Genomic DNA, 24847 nt, shown 5'->3' with positions numbered 1-24847 from the left:
GGAAACCCAGCTCACTTTCCGAAAGCACGCCTCTCGGTCGCTGCAGCCGCAAGGTTGCAGACTTGCCAGCCCGGACATGGCCAAGCCACGTCCGGGTTTTCTTTTGCCGGTTTTTCCGGCCTCAGCGGACGAAGCGGGCGCGCACCGCTTCGACCACCTCGCGCGTGAGGTCGATGTCGACGCTGCCGCGCGGCATTGCCGACGACGCGGCGGCTATCAGCCGGTAACGTCCCTTCTCGGCGACGAAGGCGTTGCGCGCTGCGTCGAAATAGGAGAAGGCGCGGGCGGCAAGCGTCATCGTGGCTTCCGCGCTCTCGCCCGGCGCCAGATGGAGCTTGGCAAAGGCCCGGAGCTCCTGGACCGGCCGATCGACGCCCGAGGCCGGAGGCGCCACGTAGAGCTGGACGACCTCCGAGCCGGGCCGTAGGCCGCTGTTGGTCACCCGGACGCGAACGGTGACGAGACCGTCGCCATCGAAGGCCGGCCGGTCCACCGTCGGCACGCCCCAGTCGAAGGTGGTGTAGCTGAGGCCGTGGCCGAACGGGAACAGCGGTTCGATGCCGGCCTTTTCGTAGTGCCGGTAGCCGACGAACACGCCTTCGCGATAGGCGACATGGCCGTCCCGGCCGGGATAGGTCAGCGGGTCGCCGGTTTCGACCGGCGTATCCTCGATGCGCCGCGGGAAGGTCTGGGCGAGGCGTCCCCCCGGCTCGGCGGTGCCGGTCAGCACGTCGGCGATGGCATTGCCCGCTTCCTGTCCCGGGTACCAGGCCTCGATCACCGCCCGGACCTTGTCGAGCCAGGGCATGGCCACCGGGCCGCCGGTTTGCAGCACGACGACCGTGTTGGGGTTGGCGGCGGCGACGGCGGCAATCAGTTCGTCCTGCCGGCCGGGCAGCTCGATGCCCGGGAGATCGTTGCCCTCGGTGTCCCATTCGCCGGAGCGGCCGGCATGGACGATGGCGACGTCCGAGGCGCGGGCAAGCTCGACGGCTTCCGCGAAAGCCCTGTCGCCGAGCGGCACGGCGACGCCGACGCGGATGGCCTTGAGATTCAGGGCGATGGCCTGCACGAAGCGATACTCGACGACGACGTCGACCGGCCGCCCGGCCTCCAGCGCGATGGTTCCGCGCGCTTCGCGGTTGCCGCATTCGAAATAATTGTCGCCCGGCGCCCAGGTCTCGCTGATGTCGACCACCGTCCGGCCGTCGACGACAAGGCGGCTCGGCCCGATGCTGACGAGGCCGAACACGTGCTCGGCGGTTTCCGACGGCGTGAAGCGGGTGGTCGCCCGGAGCGAGAAGTCGGCGTCGGCGACGCCGGGCGCCACGGCGTTGAACCACATCACCTCGCCGAGCGGGTGGCTCTGGTGCGCGACGACGGGACCGCTGAGGTCGGGCCGGCCGTAGACGTCCACCTCGAACGGTCCGGGGATCAGCGGCATCAGCCGGTTGGCGGTGACGCCGGCGGCGCTCCGAAGCTGGTTTTCCGAGGTGAGGGCGCGGAGGCCGTCGGCCGGAGACACGGCGTAATGCGGGTTGAGCTGGGCGCTGCCGCCGCCCATGATCTGCGCCGCCTCGGCATTGGGACCGATGGCCGCGATGGTCTTGCCGGCAAGATCGAGCGGCAGGATGCCGTCGTTCTTCAGAAGCACGATGGCTTCCGCGCCGGCCCGGCGGATCAGCGCCCGGTGCGCCGGCTTGTCGATCGCCTCTTCGGCCGGAATGTCCGGCGCCTCGAAGCCGCCGACCCGTTCGATCAGCGTCAGCAGGCGCCGGGCGGCGTCGCGCACCGTCTCCGCCTCGACCTCGCCGGCCCGCACCGCCGCCACCAGCTTGTCGCCGCGGTCGCGCGTCGGGCCGGGCATTTCGAGGTCGAGGCCGGCCTCGATGGTCGGCGCCGTCGAATGCGAGCCGAACCAGTCGGACATGACGATGCCGGAAAAGCCCCACTCCTCCTTGAGGAGGTCGGTGAGGAGCGCCTTGTGCTCGGAGGTGAAGGTGCCGTTCAGGCGATTGTAGGAGCTCATCACCGCGAAGGTGCCCGCCGTCTTCACCGCCGCCTCGAAGGGCGGCAGGTAGATCTCGCGCAGCGCCCGGTCGTCGATGTCCGAGCTCATGGTGGTGCGTTGGATTTCCGATTCGTTGCCGACGAAATGCTTGACGGTGGCGCCGACACCGCCTTTCTGCAGGCCGGTCACATAGGCGGCGGCCAGCGTCGCCGTCACGTGAGGATCTTCCGAATAGCACTCGAAATTGCGGCCGTTGACGGCGGAACGCTGGATGTTGACGGTGGGGGCGAGCAGCACCGAAGCCCCTTTGGAGCGCGCCTCCTCGGCCAGCGCCCCGCCGATTTCCTCGACCAGCGCCGGATTCCAGCTGGCGCCGAGGGCGATGCCGACCGGGAAGCTCGCCGCCTTGACGCCGCCGACGAGCGAACCGCCGCCGCGCGCGCCGTTCGGCCCGTCCGACACCTTGATCGACGGGATGCCGAGCCGCGGTATCGGCACCGTCGTCCAGAAATCGGCGCCCGCCAGCAGGGATGCCTGCTCCTCCAGCGTCATCGCATCGAGGAGCGCCTCGATATCCCGTTTCGCCATCTGAACCTCCCGTCGCATGAAACGATACAATCGGGCTGTTCTTAGCATGACTCACACGGCGTCGCGAGCCGTGTGGCGCGAGACGATAGTCGCCTCGACCAATGGTGGTGCGGAAAGTCAGCTCCGGAGGAAAGCCTCGATCTCGGCCGCCGTCGGCATCGAGGCGGCGGCGCCGCGCCGCGTCACCGAAATGCCGGCCGTCGCCGAGCCGTAGCGCGCCGCCTCGACCGGGTCGAGCCCCTTGGCAAGCGCCGCCGAGAAGCCGCCGAGAAAGGCATCGCCGGCGCCCGTCGTGTCGATCACCTCGCCGGCCGCCCGCGCCGGCAGGTGCACCGACTGCGTGCCGTTGTGCAGGAGAACGCCGTTGCTGCCGAGCGTGATCAGCGCGTTCTTCGCGCCCTTGGCAAGCAGCGCGTCGCCAGCCTTGCGGGCGTCGTCCACCGTTCCCGGCGCGATGCCGGTCAGCATGGCCGCTTCCGTCTCGTTGGGAGCGATGTAGTCGGAGAGACGGTAGATCTCGTCCGGGAAGGCGGTGGCCGGCGCCGGGTTGAAGACGGTGATCGTGCCGGCGGCGCGGGCGATCTGCAGGCCGCGCAGGGCGGCGTCGACCGGCTGCTCGAGCTGCGTCACGAACACCTTCGACGCGGCGATGGTTTCCTGTTCAAGGTCGAGGTCGGCCGGGGACAGGGTGCCGGACGCGCCGGCATAGACGATGATGGCGTTCTGGCCGTTGGCGTCGTTGACGAAGATGAAGGCCGAGCCGGTCGGGTGGCTGTCGATCCGCTGCACGCGGGCGGTGGCGCCGGCGTCATGCCAGGTCTTGAGGCCGATGTCGCCGAAGGCGTCCTTGCCGATCTTGGTGATGAAGCGGACGTCGCCGCCGGCCCGCGCCGCTGCGACGGCCTGATTGGAGCCCTTGCCGCCCGGCCCCATGATGAAGCCGGAGCCGGCCAGCGTTTCGCCGATGGCCGGCAGGCGCGGGGCGAGGAAGGTCACGTCGACGGCGAAGATGCCGAGGATGGCGACGCCGGATTTCTGAATGTCGGTCATATCGTTTGTCTCTTGTCGGCGGACGAGGATGCTGACGCCCTGGCGCCGCGACGCTCGGGCATGTCCCGCCCGTATCGGAAGGGCGGGAAAAGCCCGAAGAGCGCCGCGGTTCGTGTTCGGCGCCTTCGATCAGGCCTTCGGCGGGATGACGCCCTTGGTGAGCAGGAAGCAGCCGTAAAGGCGCCCCTCGCCGGTCTGCAGCACGGCGAACGACTTCTTGGCCGCTTCGTAGAAGGCGAAGCGCTCGATGCCGCCCAGCTTGAAGGCCGGGCCCTCGGCATCGAAGACTTCCTTCTGGAATTCGTGCTGCACGTCGGTCCATTTTTCCGGCTCGCCGACCACTTCCATGCGGAAGGCGGCGGTGGGGATGAAGGTGTCGAGCGGCAGCACTGACAGCACGGCCCGTGCCGCGCGCGGGGCCGACACGCCGTCGAGGCGCAGCGGATGGCCGTAGACGGTTTCCTGGGCGACCGAATGAATGGGGAAATTGCTGTCGACGATGGCGATCGTATCGCCGTGGCCCATGGAAGCCAGCACATAGAGAAGATCGGGGTTGAGCAGCGGATCGATGGCCTTGAGCATGATTCCTCCTGATGCACCCAAAGCACCGACTTTCCGGATCGAACGGGTGCGTGGCAACAAATTGATGGCGGTCCTCTTTTGACTGCGGGGCGCGCCGTTCGGGACCTGTTGGCGGGTGCCGTCGGCACCCCGTCTTCCATAGGCCGTTGGCGACGTTTTGTCAGGTCCGCAAGGGTACCGTGGGAAGGAAACTCCAAATGGCCGCTGGTTTCGTTCGCAAGTTAACCGCTCGGAAGAGAATTCACGCAATAGTTAAGCAAGCCCGCCATTGGTCCCTGCCGATTTGTTGTTCCGATCCGTTTTTTCTACCTTCCGCTCGCTGACGACGCCGGTTGTCATCGGCCTCGTGGCCGGTGGTGTCCTGCTCGTCGCCCTGTCCTTCCTCGCAACCGCCGACTGGCTGCGACTGTCGGCCACCCGGCACCTCGCGGCCGACGCCGCCGCGGCCGCCGCGCTGGCGGCGGCAAAGAGTCCGGAGGCCGCGGATGCCGCCGCCATCGCCGCCGCCGAGGCGGTGATGGCCGGCGCCGACATCGTTGTCACGACCGAACGGGGCAGCGCGCGGTCAGGCCCGTCCGGCCTTGCCTTTGCGGCCGGCCCGGGCGAGGTAACGCGCGCCGTCGTTTCGACGAGTGCCCGCAGCCTGCTTGGCACGCCGATCGGCCTGGGCCAACGCGCCGTCACCGCCTCGGCGATGGCGACGCGTGCCGGGGTCGCTTCCCTCACCGAACGGACGACGGCCGTACCGGAACTGCCGGCCGTGCCGGCCGCCATCGAGGCCCGCCTGTTCGGCCCGGCCGGAGCGCTTACCGCCGACGAGCGGGCCCTGCTCGGCCGGGCGGTATTCCGCGTCGCCGATCTCGTGGCGGAGCTCGGCCGCACGCTTTCCACTCGCGACGGCAGGGCCGATGGAGGCGTGGCCGCCGTGGCCGGCGCCTCCTTCAAGCCGAGCGAACTCCTGGCGGCGCTCGGCGCGCTTTACCGCGACGACGCCAAAAGCTCGAGCGAGGCGGCCGGCGTACTGGCGGCCATCGACCGGCTCGCCGGCGCCGGCGCAGCCGAGGAGACGGCTCTGCCGCTGGCTGGCGTGATCAGCCTTGGCGGATCGGCCGCCGATCTGACGCTCGCCGCGCCGATCAGGCCGCTGGAGTTCGTCCAGGCGGTGATGCGCGCCCGCCTGGCGCAGAGCGCCGCTGCCATCGAGTTGAAGTCGCCGGTCACCGGCATCGATGCCGTCGCGCTGACGCTGAAATCGGAGAGCACCGCTGCGGCGGTGCTGATCGGCGGCGAGGATGGCCTCGTCGGCATTCCCGCCATTCGTATCGACGCGCGCTTCACCATCAGTGGTCTGGCCATTCCCGGTATCGAGGTCCTCGAACTGCCGCTTCAGGTGACGCTGAATTCGGGTGACGCCCGCATCCGGCGTATCTCCTGCAACGCGTCGGGCCCGGAAATCACCGTCGTCGGCCGGCCGGTACGCGCCAGCGTGGCGTTGGCTGCCGAAACGGCGGCCTCGCCGGCCGGCGCCTCGGACTACGTTCGGCTGCTCGCCGCCGACGGCCTGACGGCCTGGGCCAAGGGGCGATCGTCCTTTGCCGACGATCCGCCGGTCGAGCTGGTGTTCCGGCCGGGCAGCGGCGATACCGTCGCCAGCCTTCGGACGCCGATCGATTTCGGCAATCGGCTGGAACGCCTGGCCGCCGAGACGCAGGTGCTGGTGTCGCTCGAAGGCGCGGCGCGGGACGTCATGTCGGAAGGCGGGGTTCGTGACGAGGTCGCCCGGCTGATCGCCGGCAGCATCAGGCCCATCGGCGCGGTGTTGTCCAGCGTATTTGCCACTTTCGGCATCGTGCCGGGCAAGATGGACGTGGTGGCCGCCGGCGCCGCCTGCAACACGGCGACCTTGCTCGGCGAGGCGAAATGACTTCGCTTCGGCCTTCCTTCGGGCTATGAGAAACCGGCAGCGGCGGGTCGCGCCGCCAATCCGGGACGTGTCATGACCGACGACGAGTTGATCGCCCGCATTCTCTATCGTGACGGCTCCCTCCTCATCGTCGACAAGCCGGCCGGCATTCCCGTGCATGCCGGCTTCGGCGGCGGCGAGACGCTCGATCAGCATTTTCCGGCGTTGCAGTTCGGCCTGCCCAATCCGCCGCAGCTCGGCCACCGTCTCGACAAGGATACGTCCGGCTGCCTGGCGCTCGGCCGCCACCGGCGCGCCATCCGGGAGCTCGGCGAGATCTTTGCCGGCCAGAAGGCGCGGAAGACCTACCTGGCCGTGGTCCTGGGCCGCCTGCCGGAGGACGAGGGCCGCGTCGACGTGGCCCTCGCCAAGGTCGCTCACGAGAAACGCTCCTGGTGGATGAAGGTCGATCCCGCCGGTCAGCCGTCGGTCACCGACTACCGGGTCGTCGCGCGGGGAGATCGCCTGACGGTGGTCGACCTGATGCCGCGCACCGGCCGCACCCATCAGTTGCGCGTCCACATGGCGCATCTCGGCTGCCCCATCGTCGGCGACGGCGTCTATGGCGGCGACGCGGCGCGCGCCGTCGACCGCAACCTGCATCTCCATGCCCGCGAGCTGGAGCTTCCCTTCTACCGCAAGAAGCCGCCGATCCTGGCGCGGGCGCCGGTGCCGCCCCATATGTTACGCCTGCTCGGTCGTCTCGGCGCCGTCGACGACGATGGCGCCCTTGTTCATCTTTCGCCCGCCGTTGCCGGCGGGGTCGCTTCCTGACACCGCGCCCCCCGGGCCGGGCAATGACCGGGCCCCACGGTGTCCAGCACGAAAGGCCGCTATCATGACGCTCAAGCTCAAGGACCCGTCGCTTCTCGTGGAGGCCTGCCTGATCGACGGCGAATTCGTCGGCACGCCCGCCCTCGACGTCACCGATCCATCGACCGGCGCCATCGTCGGCCGTGTGCCGCTGGCGGGCACGGACGATACGACGCGGGCCGTCGAGGCGGCCGAGCGCGCCCTGCCGGCCTGGAAGCGGCTGCTCGCCAAGGAGCGGTCGCGCCTGCTGCGCCGCTGGTACGAACTGATGATCGAAAATCGGGATGATCTCGCCCTCATCATGACCGCCGAGCAGGGCAAGCCGCTCGCCGAGGCGGCGGGCGAGATCGACTACGCCGCCGGCTACGTCGAATTCTACGCCGAGGAGGCCAAGCGCATCGCCGGCGAGACGCTGCCCTCGCCGAGGGACGGCGCCCGCGTGCTGGTGATCCGCGAGGCGTCCGGTGTGGTCGCCGCCATCACGCCATGGAATTTCCCGGCCGCGATGATCACCCGCAAGGTGGCGCCGGCCCTTGCCGCCGGCTGCACGGCGGTGGTGAAGCCCGCTTCGGAAACGCCGCTCACCGCGCTGGCGCTCGCCCGTCTGGCGGTGCGCGCCGGTCTGCCGAACGGCGTCCTCAACGTCGTCACCGGCAAGTCGTCGGTGATCGGCGAGGTGCTGACCGGCCATCCGGCGGTGCGGGTCGTCTCCTTCACCGGCTCGACCGACGTCGGCAAGAAGCTGATCGTCCAGTGCGCCGGCACGGTGAAGAAGGTCTATACCGAACTCGGTGGCAACGCGCCGTTCATCGTCTTCGACGACGCCGACCTCGACGCCGCCGTCGAAGGGGCGATGGCTTCGAAATTCCGCAACATGGGCCAGACCTGCGTCTGCGCCAACCGCATCTACGCCCAGGCCGGCATTCACGACGCCTTCGTGGAAAAGCTCACGGCGGCGGTGAGGGCGCTGAAGCTCGGCGACGGTCGCTCGGAGGGCGTGACGCAAGGCCCGCTTGTCAACCCCAAGGCGGTGGAGAAGGTCGAAGCGCACGTCGCCGACGCGCTCGCCAGGGGCGCGAAGGTGGTGACCGGCGGCGCCCGGTCGCCGCTTGGCGGCAGCTTCTTCGAACCGACGGTGCTGACCGGCGTCACCGCCGACATGGCCGTCGCCCGCGAGGAAACCTTCGGGCCGCTCGCTCCGGTATTCCGCTTCGAGACCGAGGATGAAGCGATTCGGCTCGCCAACGACACCGAGTTCGGCCTCGCCTCCTATTTTTACGCCCAGGACGTCGGCCGCATCTTCCGCGTCGCCGAAGGGCTCCAGGCCGGCATGGTCGGCATCAATTCCGGCGCCATCTCCTCCGAACTGGTGCCGTTCGGCGGCGTCAAGGAAAGCGGCAACGGTCGCGAGGGCTCACATCACGGCATCGACGAATATGTCGAGAAGAAATACTTGCTGATCGCCGGTCTCGACCGCTGAGCCGCCAACGGACAGTCGCCATCCGGACTCCCGTTGCCGAGCCCAATCACCAATGCGGGCTTCCGTCCGGACTCCGTTTCGGACTCTCTTCCGGACTCGCGATCCGGACTCAGAGCCCGGCCGGACCGGCCTGAACCTCCAGTAAACCCCTGGAAATTTCGGTTCGTCCGGGCGGCCCGCCGAGATAGTCGTTGATACCGGCGCGATGCCGGTTGCCAGGAAGCCGGCGGCGCGCTTTGCTCACATTCAGGCGTGAGAGCGCCTTGGGCGAGGCAGTGGCTAACACCATGGGACGGTTTCTTCTCGGCATGGACGGGGGTGGCAGCAGCGCCCGCGCCCGTCTCGCCGATCGCGCCGGCCGCCGGCTCGGCGAGGGCGTCGGCGGTCCGGCCAATGCCGGCAACGACCTGCCGGGAGCCGTCGCCGCGCTCGAGGCCGTGGCGAGCATGGCATTGTCCGCCGCCGGCCTGTCCGGGCACGACCGGGCCGACGTCGTGGCGGTGATCGGCGCTGCCGGCGCAGGCAATCCTGAAGTGGCGACGCGGCTTGCCGCCGCGTCTTTCGGCTTCCGCAGCCTGCGGGTAGTCACCGATGCGGAGATCGCTCTCGAGGGCGCCTTTGCCGGCGGCGACGGCGGCATCCTGATCGTCGGCACCGGCAGCCAGGGCTACGGCCGGCTCGGCGAGCGCCGCCTGCGCTTCGGAGGCTGGGGACCGTCCCTTTCCGACGGTGGCTCGGGCGCGGTGATCGGTTGCCGGGCGGCGCGCCGGGCGCTCGAAGCGCACGAGGGTCTCGCGGGCTCTTCGCCGATGACCGCCGCCGTCTTCGACCGGCTCGGCGGTTCGGCGGCGACGCTGTCGGCCTTCGGCAAGACGGCCCGGCCGGCCGACTGGGCGGCGCTGGCGCCGCTCGTTTTCCACTATGCTGAAGCCGGCGACCCGGTGGCCGGCGCGATCGTCGCGGCCGCCACGGCCGAGATCGAGGCGCTGATCGGCCGTCTTGTCGCCGGGGGAATGGAGCGGGTTGCCTTGATGGGCGGCCTCGCGGCGAGCTATCGGCCGCGGCTGGCGCCCCGCTTTTCTGGCTTTCTCGCCGATCCCCTCGGCGACGCCCTCGATGGCGCGCTCGGCCTTGCAAGCAAGGACGTCGGCCGATGATGGAGCCCTTCACCCGGGTGGTCGGCCAGGATTGGCGGGAGCGGGGCGTGGACGCGCCGCTCTGCCGGCGTCTCGAAGCCGCGCTCAGGACCGCCATCGCCGACGGACGGCTCGCCGCCGGTGCGCCGCTGCCTTCGGAACGGGCGATCGCCGCCGGTCTTTCCATCTCGCGCATCACGGTAAGGCAGGCGCTGGCGCCGCTGATCGCCGAAGGCCGCGTCACCACCCGGCCGGGCGGTGGCTCCACCGTGGCCGGAGCGGGGCCTGCCCATCGGGACGAGAACCGGCCGTCCGGATCGGCCGGCCCGCGGCGAACCATGTTGCGGTCGCACGCCGACGAACTGGCTGAAAAGGGCGAGCCGGTGGAGACCCGCCTCGTCGACCGGCTGACCGGACCGCCGTCGGCGCCGGAAGCGATGACGCTCGGCCTGGGCCCCGGCGAGCGGGTGCTGCGGCTCTATCGCCTGCATTGCGTGGGGGATCGTCCACGCATACTGGAGCTGACCACGCTGCCGGCCGCCGCGATCGATGCCGACGCGGCCATAGTGTCGCCGTCAGCGGCCCTGGCCGCGGCCGGGCTGCCGGCAACGCGCGGCGTCGAGCGCTTCCGGGCGGTGGCGCTCGGCGCGGTCGAGGCCGGTCTTCTGGAGCTGCCGGAGGGAACGCCGGCCATGCGCATCGAACGGGTGAGCTACACGGCCGGCGGTCGCGCCGTCGAGATCAGCCGCGCCTTCTGCCGCGGCGACGGCTACGAGGTGGTGGCCGAGCTGTCGGGAGAGTAACAAGCCCGAAGCCGCGGAGCGGCTTGCGGCGCCCGCGAGGAGCGCGAAAGCCAAGAACCGAAGGCTCGCCGGCCACTGAGGCCGAAGTAAAAACCACTTCCGGCGCCAAGCGGCGCCGCGCGAAGCGAGTCTTTCGTGGCGAAGCCCCGAAAGATGGAAAGCGGAGCGAAAGCCAAGAGCCGGAGGCCCGCCGGCGACTGAGGCTAAATAAAAAACCCCCTCAGCGCTTGGTGCGCAGGCGGACGACCACGTCGACGCGGACGATCTCCATGCCGGCCGGCGCCGGCGGCAGGTTGCCGATCTCGACGTGCGGGCCGGGAATGTCGAACACCCGGTTTTCGTCCTCGACGTAGAAATGGTGATGATCGTCGGTATTGGTGTCGAAATAGGTACGCGTGCCTTCGACCGCCACCTCGCGCAACAGGCCGGCTTCGGTGAACTGGTTCAGCGTGTTGTAGACGGTGGCGAGCGACACCGGCACCTTGGCGGTCAGCGCCTCGGCGTGCAGGTCCTCGGCGGAGAGATGGCGATGGCCGTGCGAGAACAGGATCTCGGCGAGCGCTACGCGCTGGCGGGTGGGCCTGAGGCCGGCGTCCCTGAGACGGGTCCGCACGGGAATCTTGCCGATCATGGACGCGACAGGCGCCGGCTGGGCGCCGGTACGGCGTACCATGTCCGTCGGAGCGATCGACGGGCTGAGAGGGAGCGGGCGGTCCATGGTCTCGTTATCCTGGGTGGCCGGGGGGAACCGGACGGCTTTTTCGATTGCGACATATTAGCAAAGTGGGTGCAGACTGCAAGAACGCGCCAAAAAGGCCGGCGCCGCCTTTGCGGCAAGGCTTTCGAGGACGGCTTGCCTGTGTTAGACATCGACCCATCACGTGAACACCGTCCTGACGGACGGCGATTGGCGCTGCCTTGAGCGCGCCCGAAGGGACAAGGTACGGACAGCAGCATGAGTTTTCGCAAGAACAGCTACGAGTATGAGGATCTCCTTTCCTGCGGACGCGGGGAGTTGTTCGGGCCCGGCAATGCCCAGCTGCCGATGCCACCGATGCTGATGTTCGATCGCATCGCCGAGATTGCCGAGGTTGGCGGCGAATTTGGCAAGGGCCTCATCCGCGCCACGCTGGCGATCCGGCCCGACCTGTGGTTTTTTCCCTGCCATTTCAAGGGCGATCCGGTGATGCCCGGCTGCCTGGGCCTCGACGCTCTCTGGCAGATGCTCGGCTTCTTCCTCGGCTGGTCGGGTTCGCCGGGCAAGGGACGGGCGCTGTCGGTCGGCGAGGTGAAGTTCAGCGGCATGGTCACCCCCGCCGTCAAGCTGGTCGAGTATGGCGTTGACCTCAAGCGCGTGCTGCGCGGCAAGCTGGTGCTCGGCATCGGCGACGGCTGGCTAAAGGCCGACGGCGAGACCATTTACAAGGCGACGGATCTTCGCGTCGGCCTGTTCCAGGCCACTTGAGCGCCGCTCGCCCCACAAACGAGGCCGGAAACCAAGGCCAGAAACCCAAGGAAAGACAGCCATGAGACGCGTCGTCGTCACCGGCATGGGCATCGTGTCCTCGATCGGCAACAATACGCAGGAGGTGCTGGCGTCGCTGCATGACGCCCGCTCCGGCATTACTTTTGCCCCGACCTTTGCCGAGCACGGCTTCCGCTGCCAGGTTCACGGCGCGCCGACCCTCGACCCCTCGACGGTGGTCGACCGGCGGGCGATGCGCTTCCACGGCGGCGGCACCGCCTGGAACCACGTGGCCATGGATCAGGCGATTCTCGACGCCGGCCTCGAGGCCGACGACATCAGCAACGAGCGCACCGGCATCATCATGGGTTCGGGCGGCGCTTCGACCCGCGCCATCGTCGAATCGGCGCTGAAGACCATCGACAGCGGCTCGTCCAAGAAGGTCGGCCCCTTCGCGGTTCCCAAGGCGATGAGTTCCACCGCCTCGGCCACGCTCGCCACCTGGTTCAAGGTCAAGGGCGTCAACTATTCGATCTCCTCGGCCTGCGCCACGTCGAACCACTGCATCGGCAACGCCTACGAGATGATCCAGTACGGCAAGCAGGACATGATGTTCGCCGGCGGCTGCGAGGAGCTCGACTGGACGCTTTCCGTGCTGTTCGACGCCATGGGCGCCATGGCGTCCAAGTATAACGACACGCCGGCCACCGCCTCGCGCGCCTACGACAAGAACCGCGACGGCTTCGTCATCGCCGGCGGCGCCGGGGTGCTCGTCCTCGAGGAGCTGGAGCATGCCAAGGCGCGCGGCGCCAGGATCTACGGCGAGATCGTCGGCTACGGCGCCACCTCCGACGGCTACGACATGGTCGCCCCGTCGGGCGAGGGCGCCATCCGCTGCATGCGCCAGGCGCTCGCCACGGTGAAGGCGCCGGTCGACTATATCAACCCGCACGCCACCGCCACCCCGGTCGGCGACGACAAGGAGATCGAGGCGATCCGCGCCGTGTTCGGCGACCGCATCCCGCCGATCTCGGCCACCAAATCCTTGACCGGCCACTCGCTCGGCGCCACCGGCGTCCAGGAGGCGATCTATTCGCTCTTGATGATGAACAACCGTTTCATCGTCAAGAGCGCGCATATCGAGGAGCTGGACCCGGCCTTTGCCGACATGCCGATCGTGCGCGACCGCATCGACGACGCCAGGATCGACACGGTTCTCTCCAACAGCTTCGGCTTCGGCGGCACCAACGCCACGCTGGTTTTCCAGCGCTACGCCGCCTGATCCACCCGCCCGGCTCCGACCGGGCGGTTTCTTCCTCTCGGGACGTCAGATTATGAATGGACTTATGGCCGGCAAGCGCGGCCTCATTATGGGCGTCGCCAACGACCATTCCATCGCCTGGGGTATCGCCAAAGCTCTTTCCGCCGCCGGTGCCGAACTGGCCTTCACCTATCAGGGCGAGGCCTTCGGCCGGCGCGTCAGGCCGCTGGCCGAAGAAGTCGGGGCGAAGCTGCTTCTGCCTTGCGACGTCGAGGACGAAGCGTCGGTCGATGCCGTGTTCGATGCCCTGAAGGCCGAGTGGGGGCGGCTCGATTTCCTGGTGCATGCCATCGGCTTTTCCGACAAGAACGAGCTCAGGGGCCGCTACGCCGACACCACGCGCGCCAACTTCTCGCGCACCATGGTCATTTCGGTATTCTCCTTCACCGAGGTGGCGCGCAAGGCCGCTGCGCTGATGACCGGCGGCGGCACGCTGCTCACCCTGACCTACGGCGGCTCGACGCGCGTCATGCCCAACTACAACGTCATGGGCGTTGCCAAGGCGGCGCTCGAGAGTTCGGTGCGCTATCTCGCCGCCGACTTCGGCAGCGACGGCATCCGCATTAATGCCATCTCGGCCGGCCCGGTGCGGACGCTGGCCGGCTCCGGCGTCACCGACGCCCGGCTGATGTTCAATTACCAGAAGAAGAACGCGCCGCTGAAGCGCACCGTCACGATCGACGAGGTCGGCCGCTCGGCCCTCTATCTGCTGTCGGACCTGTCGTCGGGCGTCACCGGCGAGATCCATTTCGTCGATTCCGGCTATTCGATCATGTCGATGCCGCGCATCGACGAGCTGAAGGAGCAGGATCGCCGCGAGTCCGAGGAAATGCCGGCCGGCTGAACGCGGCATCGGTTCGGACGATCGAAGCCGGCGGCTCTGTCTGCCGGCTTTTTTTGTAGGGTCAGTCGTCGCTGTCCGGGGCCGGATCGGAAAGATCGCCGGCCGGCGGCACCTGGCAGGCCTGGACGGCGGTCGCGAGCAGGGGCTCGAAGGCGGGATCGCTGTCGCGGCTCGCCCAGATGCCGGTGTCGTCGACCGATGTGGCGACGCAACCGCAGAAGCGGTCCGACATCTCGGGCGTGGCGCCATGGCGTTCGTATTCGGCGCGGCAGTCGGCGACGAAGCTCGCCCGCTGCACCGCCGGATCGACCGGAATCAGCGCGGCGAGGCCGACGGCAAGGCCATAGAGGATCGGCTGGTGCAGCAGATAGAAGGCGAGCGAATGGCGGCCGAGCCAGGCGAGCCAGCGCGAGCCGCGCGGCAACGGCCTCGCCCCGCCCCATCCTGTTTCCCGGCGCGCCAGCGGGCCGCCGGCGACGAGGCCGACGATGTAGGGCGCGATCCATGGAAACAGCGGCACTAGGTCGTTGGAGACCGGTGGCGTCTCGGCGAGGCCAAGGAAGCCCCAGCCGATGCCGTCGAAGGCGGGCGACCGCCAGACATGCGGCAAAGTCAGCGCCGCCGCGGCGAGAAGGACCAGCAGGACGTCCGGCAGGCGGACGAGCAGCGGTGCCAGAAGGCTGGCCAGCAGCATCATGTGCAGGATGCCGAAGAACACCCAGGCATCGGGGAAGACGAGATAGGTGCCGATCGATACGGCTGCCGCGGCGAGCGCCAGGCGAACAAGGCGGACGCCGTAGCGCAGCGGATCGAACCCGCCCCGTTCGGCGAGGCGGAAGGAAAGGCCGGACATCAGCAGGAAGCCGCCGGCGATCGCCGCCGCATAGGCGCGCCAGGCCGGATCGACGGCGACGCCCCAGCTGACCAGCCGCACGTTGGCGAGGTCCCAGGAAAAATGATAGGAGGCCATGGCGAGGAGCAGCAGGCCGCGAACGGCGTCGATCAGCGGCAGGCGCTGCGGACGACCTTCGGCGTACTCTCTCTGAGGTAACGAATCAGCCATGTCCCGTCTCTCCACCATCGCCAACGGGTGTGCGGCAGTGGCGCGGCCATGGCAACCGGCGGCTTTCCGAAAATGACAGCTTCCTTGACCGAGGTGACGGCGGATGGTCTCGCCCATCGTTTCCGGCTGGCGAGCGATACGCTGGTGGTCGTCTTCAGTCAGGTAAGGGTGCCGGCCGGAAAGTTCGGTCTCGAACGCCTGTTCGCCGGCACCACCCACAGCCTGCTGCTTGTCAACGAGCCGGTCAACGGCTGGTATCGCGGGCGCGAGGCGGCGATCGACGCGCTGATCGGCGAAGTGGCTTCGGCGGCCGGGGCGGCCCGCCTTGTCTTCTATGGCAGTTCGATGGGGGCCTTCGCCGCCGCCGCTACGGCGGTCCGGCATCCGAAGGCCGAGCTTTACGCCTTCGCGCCGGACTTCCGGATCGGCGAGCCGGGCAGCCAGTCGGCGGCGACAGGCCTGGTCGCAAGGCCGGACGAAGCCGATCTCGGGCGGCTCTTCGCGACGCCGCGCCGGGGCAAGGCTCGGGTGATCGTTCCCCTTTATGATCCCTATGACGCCGGCGTCGGCGCCCGCCTTGCCGCCCGGCCGCTCGCCGAGGCGGTGGAGCTGGTGCCGCTCCGCTCGAGCCATGAGGTGCACGACCACCTCTACAGCCTCAACATCATCCGCAAGGTGGTCGCCACCTTCCGCCGCGACATCGCCGCCGAGGCGGCGGCACGCGGCCTTCTGGTGCGCCCGGTCGATTGGCCGGCCCACGCGCGCCTTGCCGCCGCCCGCGTCGCCTTCGACGCCGGCGCCACCATCGACCCGGATGCTCTGCTGGGGCTTTTGCCGGAGGTCAATCCCGGCCTGACGCTGCTGGCGGCGGAAGCCGCCGAACGCGCGGGCACTATCGGCCGGGCGGCGGCGCTGCTCGCCGGGCTCGACGCGGCGATCGCCGCCGACCGCGTCCTGTCGGGCCTTGCCAAGCGCTATCTCAAGGACGTGCCGCGCCGCCGCATCCGGCTGTTGAACGACATGGGGGAGGTTGCCGAAGCGCGGCGCATCGCGGCGGAGGCAGCCGCGCGTTTTCCGACCGACGAGGGCTTCGCCGCCCTCGCCAAGGGTTCGATCTAGATCAGTGCACCATCATCGGCGTCAGATCGGCCTCGGCGGCGTTGGCGATCGCCGCCTCACGGCTGTCGGTCAGCATGATCGGCTGGCCATCGGCCGAATGCAGCGCCCACAGCTTCATGCCGGGCCTGAGGTCGAGATAGCCGGGATGGGCGGCTATCACGTCGTCAGAGGAGACGCGGCGCAGATAGGCGACCCTGCCATCGCCGAGCTGCCGGAAGGCGGCGTCGGGCATGATCTTCCGGTCGTCGGCGGAAGTGTTCTTGGTGAAAGAGGCCATCGCATCACTCCTTTCCCCCGCGCCGGCCTTGGCCGGACAGGGGGAAGACACCGACCACCGGCGACGGCAGGCGGGTCTGAAACTCAGTCTATCGGGAAAAGGTGACCGGCGCGTTTATCGTCAGTCCTCGGCGTTGATCTCGATCCGGCGGACCACCCGCTCGAGCGGCGGACGCACCAGGTCGATCGACAGCAGGCCATTGCGAAGGTCGGCACCGAGGATCTCGATGCCCTCGGCCAACACGAACGTGCGCTGGAATTGCCGCGCCGCGATGCCGCGGTGAAGGTAGAGGCGCGATTTGTCGTCCGCCTGCCGACCGCGGATCACCAACTGGTTCTCCTCGACGGAGACGTCGAGCTGCTCGCGCGTGAAACCGGCAACGGCCAGGGTGATGCGCAGCACGTCCCCTTCCGGGGAGTCACGCTCGATACGTTCGATGTTGTAGGGAGGATAACCGTCGTTCGCCGCCTTCGACACCCGGTCCAGCGCACGCTCGATCTCGTCGAAGCCCAGAAGGAACGGGCTCGAGAAGCCTGCCAATCTCGTCATCTTTCAAAGTCCTCGCAAGGAAGCGACCTTGACCGGGCCCCTGAGGCACCCGGTGATCAACGCACTATATGGCCTTGCCGGCATTGCCGTTCAAGACCGTCCGGCCTCGGCCAGCCGGCGGCGCGCCTCGCGGCCGAGCTGGGCGGCCAGCGGATGGGTCTCGGTGCCCAGCCGTCGGTCGAGGTGGCCGGCGGCCGCTTCGTCGAGCCTGGCGAGTTGATGCATGAAATAGAGGCCCTCGCGATTGAGCCGGGCGACGAATGCCGGGGTGAGGCCCGAAAGCGTCAGGAGATCCTCGGTTGGGGCAGGGCGTGACGGCTTCGGCGGTCCGGCATGGTTGGCGATGAAGTCGGCGACGCGCGGAAACACCGAGGCGCGCCAGCGGGCGCCGTTGAACAGGGCGAAACGGCCGGCTCGATCTTCCGTATGGCGGCAGCCTGCCGACGGCGCCCCGGTCATCATGTGGGCGGCATGGGTCTGGCCGCCGCCGCCGAACGCATCGATCTCCGCCTCCACCGTCATCAGCGGGGTACCGGCGAGCGGCGGCGTCGCCTGTGAAAGGATCGTCTGGCCGGGCTCGGCGGCAAAGGGGCGGTCGATCAGCACCGCCTCGATCCATTGCAGCATGAATTCCGCCGGCACGTCCATCACCGCCAGGAACTCGTCGAAGAATTCCCGATGGCCGCCGGCGCTGTCGCCGTCGCCGGCGACGAGACCGACAAAAAGCTCCTTCGGGTCGGCGATCGAACGATCGAAACCGCGTGTCAGGAGCCCGGTGAGGGTGAAGAAGCCGGGAAATACCTCGCGGTAGACCCCCTCGAAGGGCGGCGGCACCGGCGCGATCACCGCCCGCATGAACCAGTCGAGCCCGCGCGTGGCGGCGCCGGTAGCCAGCCCCGCGTGGTCGGCGCGGCAGTCGACCGGGCCGCCGATCAGCGTCAGCGTGGCGGGCGGCTGGCCGCGTCTGCCCAGCAGGGCGGCGGCGGCGATGCCTATGACGCCCGCCTCCATGACCGCGACCACATGCACGGCGCCGCCGATCTCGGTCACCATGTCGGCGACCGCTTCGATCGCCTCGCCGAGCCCGAAGGCGCCGGCCGCGAGCGGCACATCCCGGGCGTCGGCCCAGCCGGCGACATGCACGGCATGGCCGGGGAGGAAGGCGGCCACGGTATCGCGGACAAGCGTCGGGCAATGCCCCGCATAGGGCGGAAGCACCAGCACGGAAGGGACATCGGCGTCGGGGGTTGGCGGCACGCGATCGAAGGTGGTCAGCCTCCAGAAGGGCGTGGCGTGCACCACCCGTTCGAAGACCGGCCCGCGCACCCCCGACACGAAGGTGGTGCCGAGATTGAACGCCGGATGGCAATAGCGGCGCGCGACGCGCGCGTAGAGTTCGGCAGAGAGGCCCGACGCCGCCGGCGGCGGCCGACGATCGGGCGGCGGCTGTCTGGCGGACCCGGATCCGGAATAGCTGTGATAATAGGGCACGCCGTCCTCCAAGCGGTCAATATCGCCCCCTGCCGGTTTCCTTGGCCGCTTCGTTGTAGTCATGGAAAGGATAGCGCCCGCCCCTGCGGCGGCAAGCGGCGACACCCCCGCTCTTAGTCGCGACGGAGCGGTAAAAGTGGCCTTTTCGGCATAGACTTCCGTCTGTCCGCCTTTCGAACGAGGCGTTCAGAAAGCTCCCATGTCGGGCAACTGGGGATCGATCAGTTGCTGGATGCGTCTTGCGGCCACCTGGGCGAAGCGCAACGTCATCGCCCGGCGCGTCGCCGCGGCCAGCCGATGGCTGGGAGCATCCCTGAGAACGGCGCCGCCATAGCCGTCGGCGACGATCAGGCCGGCATCTTCGGGAAAGATCTCGGCGGGCACGCCGGCATGCGTGGCGAAGAACAACTGGTCGCAATGGAACCGGTAGTCGGGCCACTTGCGGTCGGTGCGGAAATCTTCGACCGACGATTTGATCTCGACGATGAAGATATCGCCATTGCCGCCGAGAGCGGCGATGTCGGCCCGCCGGCCGGAAGCGAGCGGCAGCTCGTAGAGGACCGAGAAGCCGTGGCCTGCCAGCAGCCGGCCGACGCCTCGTTGCACGAGACGGGCGTTTTCCGACTGGCGGCCATCGTTGACCAAGTTGGCGATCGGTGAGGAAAAGGCGGCGGTCGGCACGGGCATCATCTGTCTCCGCCGCCATTGTTCATGATTTGTTTCGGAAAATCAACCGTCCCCATACCTAGGTGCGGCTAACGAGCAATGCCGGCATTGGCAACCGTGACAGGATAACTTGAAGCCGCCCCGGGGCGGCTTCCGGCGCCGACTGGCGCCGCGCGGAGCGGGTCTTTCGGGACGAAGCCCCGAAAGACGGAAAGCGGAGCGGAAGCCTAAGGGCCGGAGGCCCGCCGGCGCCTGAGGCGGGAAAAAAGTCTGAAGCCGCTCTGCGGCTTCAGGCGGCGTCGGAGCGGACGTTCTCGGTGAGCAGCGCGTACATCGCCGCCGCGTCGTCGGCTGCCCTGAGCTTGGCCGCCGTCTCGTCGTCGCGCAGGACGCGGGCGATGCGGGCCAGCGCCTTCAGGTGATCGGCGCCGGCGCTTTCCGGCGCCAGCAACAGGAACATCACGTCGACAGGCTCGCCGTCGAGCGAATCGAAATCGATCGGTCGTTCCAGGAGCGCGAAGACGCCGACCAGCCGGTCGAGACCGGCCAGCTTGCCGTGCGGGATGGCGACACCGTGGCCCACGCCGGTCGAACCGAGCTTCTCGCGCTGCATCAGCGTCTCGAAGATGTCGCGTTCGTCGCGTCCGGTGAGAGCCGCGGCCTTGGCGGCCATCTCCTGCAATGCCTGCTTCTTGTTGGCGGACTTGAGCCGCGGCAGGATTGCGTCGATCACCAGGAGGTCGCTCAGATCCATTGTCTTGTTCCAGGTTTGGCGGAGGGCCGGTAGCCCGACCCCCGCCTTCATATAGGTCTAGATGACGAAAAGACAGATGGGATGGTTCCCTCAGCCGGCGATTTCGGTGAGCGAGGGGTCTATCCAGCCGATATTTCCGTCATTGCGCCGGTAGACGACGTTGACGCCGCCGTTGCCGGCATTGCGGAACATCACCAGCGGCGCGCCGGTGAAGTCGAGCTCGCTGACCGCCGACCCGACGCTCATGGTGCGGATTTTCTGGGTGGTTTCCGCCACGACGGCCGGGGCGAAGTCCTCGCCGAGCTCCTCGTCGTCGAAGGCTGCGAATACCGTCGCCTGGGCATTGATGTCGCTCCAGGACGGCCCGCCCGGCGTCTGGTCGCCGGCCGCCGATTCGCCGCCCTTGAAGTTCTTCAGCTTGCGCTTGTGGCGCCGCATCCGTTTTCCGATTCGCTCTATCGCCTTTTCGGCTGCCGGATAGGCCTCGAAATCCTCGCCCCGCGATTGCAGCGTCGTGCCGGAAGCGAGCTGGATCGAGCAGTCGACAATATAGGCCTTGCCCTCCTTCTGCACCACGACATGGCCGGTGAAGGCCTCGTCGTAATATTTGCCGAGTTCCTCGGCGGTGCGGGTGGTGATGTGTTCGCGAAGCGCCTGGCCGATGTCGACGTTCTTTCCGGTAATGCGAAGCGGCATCAGAGTCCTCGTTTCTCGCGCCTTTTGAACCGATCGGGGCGCCGGTGGAAAACTCCGCCCGGTGCCCGCGTTTCCGGCCAGCCGCCTGGAGCGGGCCTCTGGCCGGCAGCGGCGAGCGGGGGCGCGGCTTTCCGTCTCGCCGGTGGATGGTGTGTCGCCTCACCCCTCGCCCCGTCAGTGTCGACTGGGGCTGCGCCGATCGGATCGTGAAGCGGAAAAGCGGAAGGATCCTCCCCTGAGCTGGCGTTGCCGGGCGACGCACCCGCCTGCTCGAGATGTGGCGTTGACCGGAAGCGATATCAATCCGCCTTCCGGATGAGCCCCGGTTGAGGAAAGGTTACAGTGATTTTACGCACCGGCAAGCTGCTTTAGGCGCCGGCGCTGCACCGACGAGGGAATGCGCAGTGCTTCCCGATACTTGGCCACCGTGCGGCGGGCGATATCGATGCCGTCGTCGCGCAGCATCTTGACGAGCGTGTCGTCCGAAAGCACGTCGTCGGCGGTTTCTCCGTCGATCAGTTGCCGGATGCGGTGGCGGACCGCCTCGGCCGAGTGGGCGTCGCCGCCCTCCGACGAAGCGATCGACGAGGTGAAGAAATACTTGAGCTCGAAGATGCCGCGCGTCGTCGCCATGTACTTGTTGGACGTGACCCGCGACACCGTCGATTCGTGCATGCCGATGGCGTCGGCGATCATCCGGAGATTGAGCGGCCTCAGGTGGGCGACGCCGTAGGTCAGGAAGCCGTCCTGCTGGCGGACGATTTCGGTCGCCACCTTCAGGATGGTCTTGGCCCGCTGGTCGAGGCTCTTGGTCAGCCAGTTGGCCGACTGGAAGCATTCTCCGAGATAGCTCTTCTCCTCGTCGCGGGCGGTCTTCGACACCTCCGCGTAGTAGGTCTGGTTGACCAGCACCTTCGGCAGCGTGTCGGTGTTGAGCTCCACCGTCCAGCCGCCGTCGGCGGCGGGCTGCACCATCACGTCGGGCACCACCGTCTGCACCTGCGTCGAGCCGAAGGCGTGGCCCGGCTTGGGATCGAGCGCCAGGATCTCCTTGATCATGTCGCCGAGATCCTCGTCGTCGACGCCGCAGAGGCGCTTGAGAGCCGGAAGATCGCGCCGGGCAAGAAGATCGAGATGGTCGACCAGCATCCGCATCGCCGGATCGAGCCGGTCCTTCTCGGCAAGCTGCAACGCCAGGCATTCGGCGAGGTTACGGGCGCAGATGCCGGTCGGCTCGAAGGTCTGCAGCACGCCGAGCACCTTCTCGACATCGGAAAGGGAAGCGCCCAGCCGCTCGGCGGTGGCCGCGAGATCGGCCCTGAGATAGCCCGCCTCGTCCACCTGGTCGATGAGGTCGTGGCCGATCAGGCGCAAGGCCGGATCGGCGACGGAAACGGCCAGCTGCTCGGCGAGGTGGTCGGCAAGGCTGACCTCGCCGGCGACGAAGCTCTCCAGGCTGTAGTCCTCGCCCGCGCCGCCCCGGCCGATCGACGACCAGTCGCCGCCGGCGAGCGCTCCGACGTCGAGCGCCGGCCGCTCCGGCTGGCCGGTGTCGTCCGGATAGACGTTGCCGATATCGGTATCGAGCACGCTGGCCACCCGCTCGGAACTGGGCGCGCCCTCGGTCTCGAACCAGTCCGGCGCGTCGGCCCGTGCCGGCAGGTCGCCGTCGGCCGCCGGTTCGATGGCCGGCCCTTCCCCCTCGCCGTCGTCGGCGCGCTCGAGCAGCGGATTGCGTTCGAGTTCCTGCTCGATGTAGGTGACCAGATCCATGTTGGAGAGCTGAAGCAGCTTGATGGCCTGCATCAGCTGCGGCGTCATCACCAGCGACTGGCTTTGCCTGAGTTCGAGCCGCGCCGACAGCGCCATCGAGCAACCCCCGTCCGCCCCGCATCGAAGCGGCAGCCATGAATGTCAATAAGGCGGCCGAAGGTGGTCCGCTTCTTGCTTCATAACCTAGGCAGGGGGCGGCATCAAAGGGTAAATTGCTCGCCGAGGTAAACGCGGCGCGCGTCGGCATCGGAGATGATGTCGTCGGGCGTACCTTCCACCAGCAGCATGCCGGAATGCAGGATATAGGCGCGATCGATCAGGCCGAGCGTCTCGCGCACGTTGTGGTCGGTGATCAGCACGCCGATGCCGCGGCCGGTGAGATGGCGCACCAGCGCCTGGATGTCGCCGACGGCGATCGGATCGACGCCGGCGAAAGGCTCGTCGAGCAGCATGAACACCGGCCGGCTGGCCAGCGCCCGGGCGATCTCGGCGCGCCGCCGCTCGCCGCCGGACAGGGCGATGGCCGGCTGGCGGCGCAGGTGGGCGAGGTGGAACTCGTCGAGCAGCGCGTCGAGCTCGGCCTCGCGGGCGTCGCGGTTCGGCTCGACCAGTTCGAGCACGGCGCGGATGTTGTTCTCGACCGTCAGGCCGCGGAAGATCGAGGCTTCCTGCGGCAGGTAGCCGATGCCGAGCCGGGCTCGGCGGAACATCGGATAGCCGGTGATGTCGTGGCCATCGAGGAAGATGCTGCCGCCGTTGGCCGGGATCAGGCCGGTGATCATGTAGAACAGCGTGGTCTTGCCGGCGCCGTTGGGACCCAGGAGGCCGACGGCCTCGCCGCGCCGCACCTGCATGGAAACGCCGCGCACCACCGGCCGCTGGCCGAAGGTCTTGACGAGGTTGAAAACGGCGAGGTCGGACGTATCGGCCGCCTCGGGAAGAGGCAGGCTCTCGGATTGGGCGAAATGCTTCAGCAAGGCTCTGGTATCCGGCGGAAAGGGGGCGTCAGCCCTTGGCGTCGAGCGACTTCGGCGCGATCAGCATCTGCACCCGGCCGCCGAGCATCTTGGCCTGGCTGGTGTTGATGTCGATCAGCAGCTTCGAGCCGCGAATGACATTGTCGCCCTGAGTGAGCACAACGTTGTCGGTGAGCAGGATCGTGTTGGCGGCGGTGTCGAAGGTGCCGGCGTCGCCGCTCGCCGTCTGGTTGGGCGACGTGACGAGCACGTTGCCCTTCGCCTCGAGGCGGCTGACCTGTTGCGGTCCCTCGCCGGTCGGCGAACCCTGGTAGAACACCGTGAGGCGGTCGGTCTTCAGCACGGTCGTCCCCTGGCGGACGATGACGTGGCCGGTGAACACCGCCGTCTTGTCCTGGTCGTGCACCTCGAGCTGCTCCGATTCGAATTGGATCGGCTGGTCGGAGGACATGCCGAGACCCTGATAGGTCGTCGGCGGCAGCTTGGCCGTTTGCTCGGCGGCGGAGGCCGGCGCAAGGGCCAGGGCGAGCAGCAGGCTGGCCATGGCGGCCCGGCGGAGGAGGCTGGAGCGAGGCATGCGGACCGTCATCTTCGTTGCCTTCTGCCTCGTCGAGGCGGCTGGAACTGTCTGGCTCGGGCCGAAGCTCCCCGAACCATTCGAGTGTCATCAAGGGGACGAACTGGGAGTGTCTTCTTTTCGGTCGGATTGCTCCGGCTGACCGTCGGCCGCCTTGCCCGGGCGGGCGGTCGGATCGACGGTCATGCGGACGCCGCCGGAGAAGGTCACCGTTCCCGCCTTCTTCTCGACGCCCATCTTCTCGGCATTGATTTCGCCGAGGCGGGATGAAAACGCGACGGGGCTGTCCGACGTCAGCGAGCCGGTGCCGAGGTTGATCTCGGCGCGGCTCAGCGCGCCGCCCGACCCGTCGGAATTGCTCAGCCGGATGTTTTCCTTGAGCACCAGCGTCTGCGCCGCGGAATCGTAGACGCCGGTATCGGCGAGCAGCTTGGCGCGACTGCCATCGGTCTGGATGACATTCGCCTCGATGTTCTTGAGGCGGATTATCCGGGTATCCCTCAGGTCCTGCACGGCGCTTTCGGCGCTCACCGTGTAGGTGCGCCCCTTGCCGTCGCTGCCCGACAGATGCGGCGCGTCCATGGCGAGGCCGTCGGTGGTGATCTTCAGGTCGCCGATGCTGAGGCTGATGGAGATGCGCGTGATGACCGTCGCGCCGATCACCACCGCGAAAAGCAGCGCGCCGAGCGTCGGCAGCAAAATGCGCAGACGGCGGACCCGCCGGCTCTCCCGTGCCGCCGTTGCAAACAGCGTCGCGCGCACGGCGGATCCGTCAAACGGTTCCATGCCGCCGCCACCAAAAGCGCCGTTCGCCGCGATGCCTGTCATCCTTCATGCCCGTTTTGCGGA

At 68.3% G+C, this 24847-nt stretch carries 24 protein-coding genes; 9 read left to right on the top strand and 15 right to left on the bottom strand.

Annotation, left to right across the window (positions count from 1 at the left end; genetic code table 11):
* Nucleotides 1-121: 121 nt before the first annotated feature.
* From CJ014_RS18390 to CJ014_RS18380, 3 genes are all read right to left on the bottom strand, one after another.
* Nucleotides 122-2599, bottom strand: coding sequence for a beta-glucosidase family protein (locus CJ014_RS18390; RefSeq protein ID WP_100081948.1), 2478 nt, complete (start codon nt 2597-2599; stop codon nt 122-124).
* A 117-nt stretch (nt 2600-2716) separates the two neighbouring features.
* Nucleotides 2717-3649, bottom strand: coding sequence for a ribokinase (rbsK, locus tag CJ014_RS18385; RefSeq protein WP_100081947.1), 933 nt, complete (start codon nt 3647-3649; stop codon nt 2717-2719).
* A 129-nt stretch (nt 3650-3778) separates the two neighbouring features.
* The gene (locus CJ014_RS18380; RefSeq protein ID WP_100081946.1) at nt 3779-4231 is read right to left on the bottom strand and encodes an RbsD/FucU family protein; all 453 of its coding nucleotides are present in this window, start codon (nt 4229-4231) and stop codon (nt 3779-3781) included.
* A 286-nt stretch (nt 4232-4517) separates the two neighbouring features.
* Here CJ014_RS18380 and CJ014_RS18375 point away from each other — a divergent pair, with 286 nt between their 5' ends.
* The 5 genes from CJ014_RS18375 to CJ014_RS18355 all read left to right on the top strand — a co-directional run bounded on the left by CJ014_RS18375 (nt 4518) and on the right by CJ014_RS18355 (nt 10426).
* On the top strand, nt 4518-6155 hold the full coding sequence (locus CJ014_RS18375; protein WP_133121880.1) for a hypothetical protein: 1638 nt from the start codon (nt 4518-4520) through the stop codon (nt 6153-6155).
* 72 nt (nt 6156-6227) lie between these two features.
* Entirely contained in the window at nt 6228-6968 is a 741-nt protein-coding gene (locus tag CJ014_RS18370; protein ID WP_100081944.1) for an RluA family pseudouridine synthase, read from the top strand.
* Between the two features lie 64 nt (nt 6969-7032).
* Nucleotides 7033-8487 carry an NAD-dependent succinate-semialdehyde dehydrogenase gene (locus tag CJ014_RS18365; protein WP_100081943.1) on the top strand — a complete coding sequence of 485 codons (1455 nt, stop codon included), beginning with the start codon at nt 7033-7035 and terminating at the stop codon, nt 8485-8487.
* A 287-nt stretch (nt 8488-8774) separates the two neighbouring features.
* Nucleotides 8775-9644 carry a glucosamine kinase nucleotide-binding domain-containing protein gene (locus CJ014_RS18360; RefSeq protein WP_100081942.1) on the top strand — a complete coding sequence of 290 codons (870 nt, stop codon included), beginning with the start codon at nt 8775-8777 and terminating at the stop codon, nt 9642-9644.
* Nucleotides 9641-10426, top strand: coding sequence for a GntR family transcriptional regulator (locus CJ014_RS18355; RefSeq protein ID WP_100081941.1), 786 nt, complete (start codon nt 9641-9643; stop codon nt 10424-10426). The genes CJ014_RS18360 and CJ014_RS18355 overlap by 4 nt, the downstream gene beginning before the upstream one ends.
* 220 nt (nt 10427-10646) lie before the next feature.
* Here CJ014_RS18355 and irrA read toward each other — a convergent pair whose 3' ends face one another.
* Nucleotides 10647-11057, bottom strand: coding sequence for an iron response transcriptional regulator IrrA (irrA, locus tag CJ014_RS18350; protein ID WP_100081983.1), 411 nt, complete (start codon nt 11055-11057; stop codon nt 10647-10649).
* Nucleotides 11058-11381: 324 nt separating this feature from the next.
* On the opposite strand from irrA, the gene fabA reads away from it, so the two are divergent.
* From fabA to fabI, 3 genes are all read left to right on the top strand, one after another.
* Complete coding sequence (gene fabA, locus CJ014_RS18345; RefSeq protein WP_100081940.1) at nt 11382-11891, top strand: 3-hydroxyacyl-[acyl-carrier-protein] dehydratase FabA; 510 nt, start codon at nt 11382-11384, stop codon at nt 11889-11891.
* Nucleotides 11892-11952: 61 nt separating this feature from the next.
* Nucleotides 11953-13173 carry a beta-ketoacyl-ACP synthase I gene (gene fabB, locus CJ014_RS18340; RefSeq protein ID WP_100081939.1) on the top strand — a complete coding sequence of 407 codons (1221 nt, stop codon included), beginning with the start codon at nt 11953-11955 and terminating at the stop codon, nt 13171-13173.
* 52 nt (nt 13174-13225) lie between these two features.
* Nucleotides 13226-14056 (top strand): enoyl-ACP reductase FabI, encoded by an 831-nt coding sequence (fabI, locus tag CJ014_RS18335; protein ID WP_100081938.1) that lies wholly within the window; start codon nt 13226-13228, stop codon nt 14054-14056.
* A gap of 61 nt (nt 14057-14117) precedes the next feature.
* Here fabI and CJ014_RS27890 read toward each other — a convergent pair whose 3' ends face one another.
* The gene (locus CJ014_RS27890) at nt 14118-15119 is read right to left on the bottom strand and encodes a heparan-alpha-glucosaminide N-acetyltransferase (RefSeq protein WP_165790897.1); all 1002 of its coding nucleotides are present in this window, start codon (nt 15117-15119) and stop codon (nt 14118-14120) included.
* A 72-nt stretch (nt 15120-15191) separates the two neighbouring features.
* Between CJ014_RS27890 and CJ014_RS27885 the strand changes: the two genes are divergently transcribed.
* Nucleotides 15192-16238: a hypothetical protein gene (locus CJ014_RS27885; protein WP_165790896.1), complete on the top strand. Its 1047-nt coding sequence runs from the start codon at nt 15192-15194 to the stop codon at nt 16236-16238.
* A 1-nt stretch (nt 16239) separates the two neighbouring features.
* On the opposite strand, the gene CJ014_RS18320 is transcribed toward CJ014_RS27885, so the two are convergent.
* The 10 genes from CJ014_RS18320 to lptC form a co-directional block, all read right to left on the bottom strand.
* Nucleotides 16240-16515, bottom strand: coding sequence for a BQ00720 family protein (locus CJ014_RS18320; RefSeq protein WP_425351929.1), 276 nt, complete (start codon nt 16513-16515; stop codon nt 16240-16242).
* A gap of 120 nt (nt 16516-16635) precedes the next feature.
* Nucleotides 16636-17064: an Hsp20 family protein gene (locus CJ014_RS18315; RefSeq protein ID WP_100081935.1), complete on the bottom strand. Its 429-nt coding sequence runs from the start codon at nt 17062-17064 to the stop codon at nt 16636-16638.
* 90 nt (nt 17065-17154) lie between these two features.
* Nucleotides 17155-18555 (bottom strand): polyhydroxyalkanoate depolymerase, encoded by a 1401-nt coding sequence (locus tag CJ014_RS18310; protein ID WP_165790895.1) that lies wholly within the window; start codon nt 18553-18555, stop codon nt 17155-17157.
* 186 nt (nt 18556-18741) lie between these two features.
* Nucleotides 18742-19242: an MmcB family DNA repair protein gene (locus tag CJ014_RS18305; RefSeq protein ID WP_100081981.1), complete on the bottom strand. Its 501-nt coding sequence runs from the start codon at nt 19240-19242 to the stop codon at nt 18742-18744.
* A gap of 268 nt (nt 19243-19510) precedes the next feature.
* Nucleotides 19511-19975, bottom strand: a complete 465-nt coding sequence (gene ptsN / locus CJ014_RS18300) for a PTS IIA-like nitrogen regulatory protein PtsN (protein WP_100081933.1) — start codon at nt 19973-19975, stop codon at nt 19511-19513.
* A gap of 90 nt (nt 19976-20065) precedes the next feature.
* Nucleotides 20066-20671: a ribosome hibernation-promoting factor, HPF/YfiA family gene (gene hpf / locus CJ014_RS18295; protein WP_100081932.1), complete on the bottom strand. Its 606-nt coding sequence runs from the start codon at nt 20669-20671 to the stop codon at nt 20066-20068.
* 348 nt (nt 20672-21019) lie between these two features.
* Nucleotides 21020-22540, bottom strand: coding sequence for an RNA polymerase factor sigma-54 (gene rpoN, locus CJ014_RS18290; protein WP_100081931.1), 1521 nt, complete (start codon nt 22538-22540; stop codon nt 21020-21022).
* A 104-nt stretch (nt 22541-22644) separates the two neighbouring features.
* On the bottom strand, nt 22645-23421 hold the full coding sequence (lptB, locus tag CJ014_RS18285; protein WP_100081930.1) for an LPS export ABC transporter ATP-binding protein: 777 nt from the start codon (nt 23419-23421) through the stop codon (nt 22645-22647).
* A 28-nt stretch (nt 23422-23449) separates the two neighbouring features.
* A complete protein-coding gene (gene lptA / locus CJ014_RS18280) occupies nt 23450-24010 on the bottom strand; it encodes a lipopolysaccharide transport periplasmic protein LptA (protein ID WP_100081929.1) in 561 nt (186 codons plus the stop codon).
* 78 nt (nt 24011-24088) lie between these two features.
* Entirely contained in the window at nt 24089-24784 is a 696-nt protein-coding gene (lptC, locus tag CJ014_RS18275) for an LPS export ABC transporter periplasmic protein LptC (protein WP_165790894.1), read from the bottom strand.
* Nucleotides 24785-24847: the final 63 nt, after the last annotated feature.

The sequence above is a fragment of the Pleomorphomonas carboxyditropha genome, assembly GCF_002770725.1.
GTDB lineage: Bacteria > Pseudomonadota > Alphaproteobacteria > Rhizobiales > Pleomorphomonadaceae > Pleomorphomonas > Pleomorphomonas carboxyditropha.
This window is presented reverse-complemented; position numbering and strand designations above follow the sequence as displayed.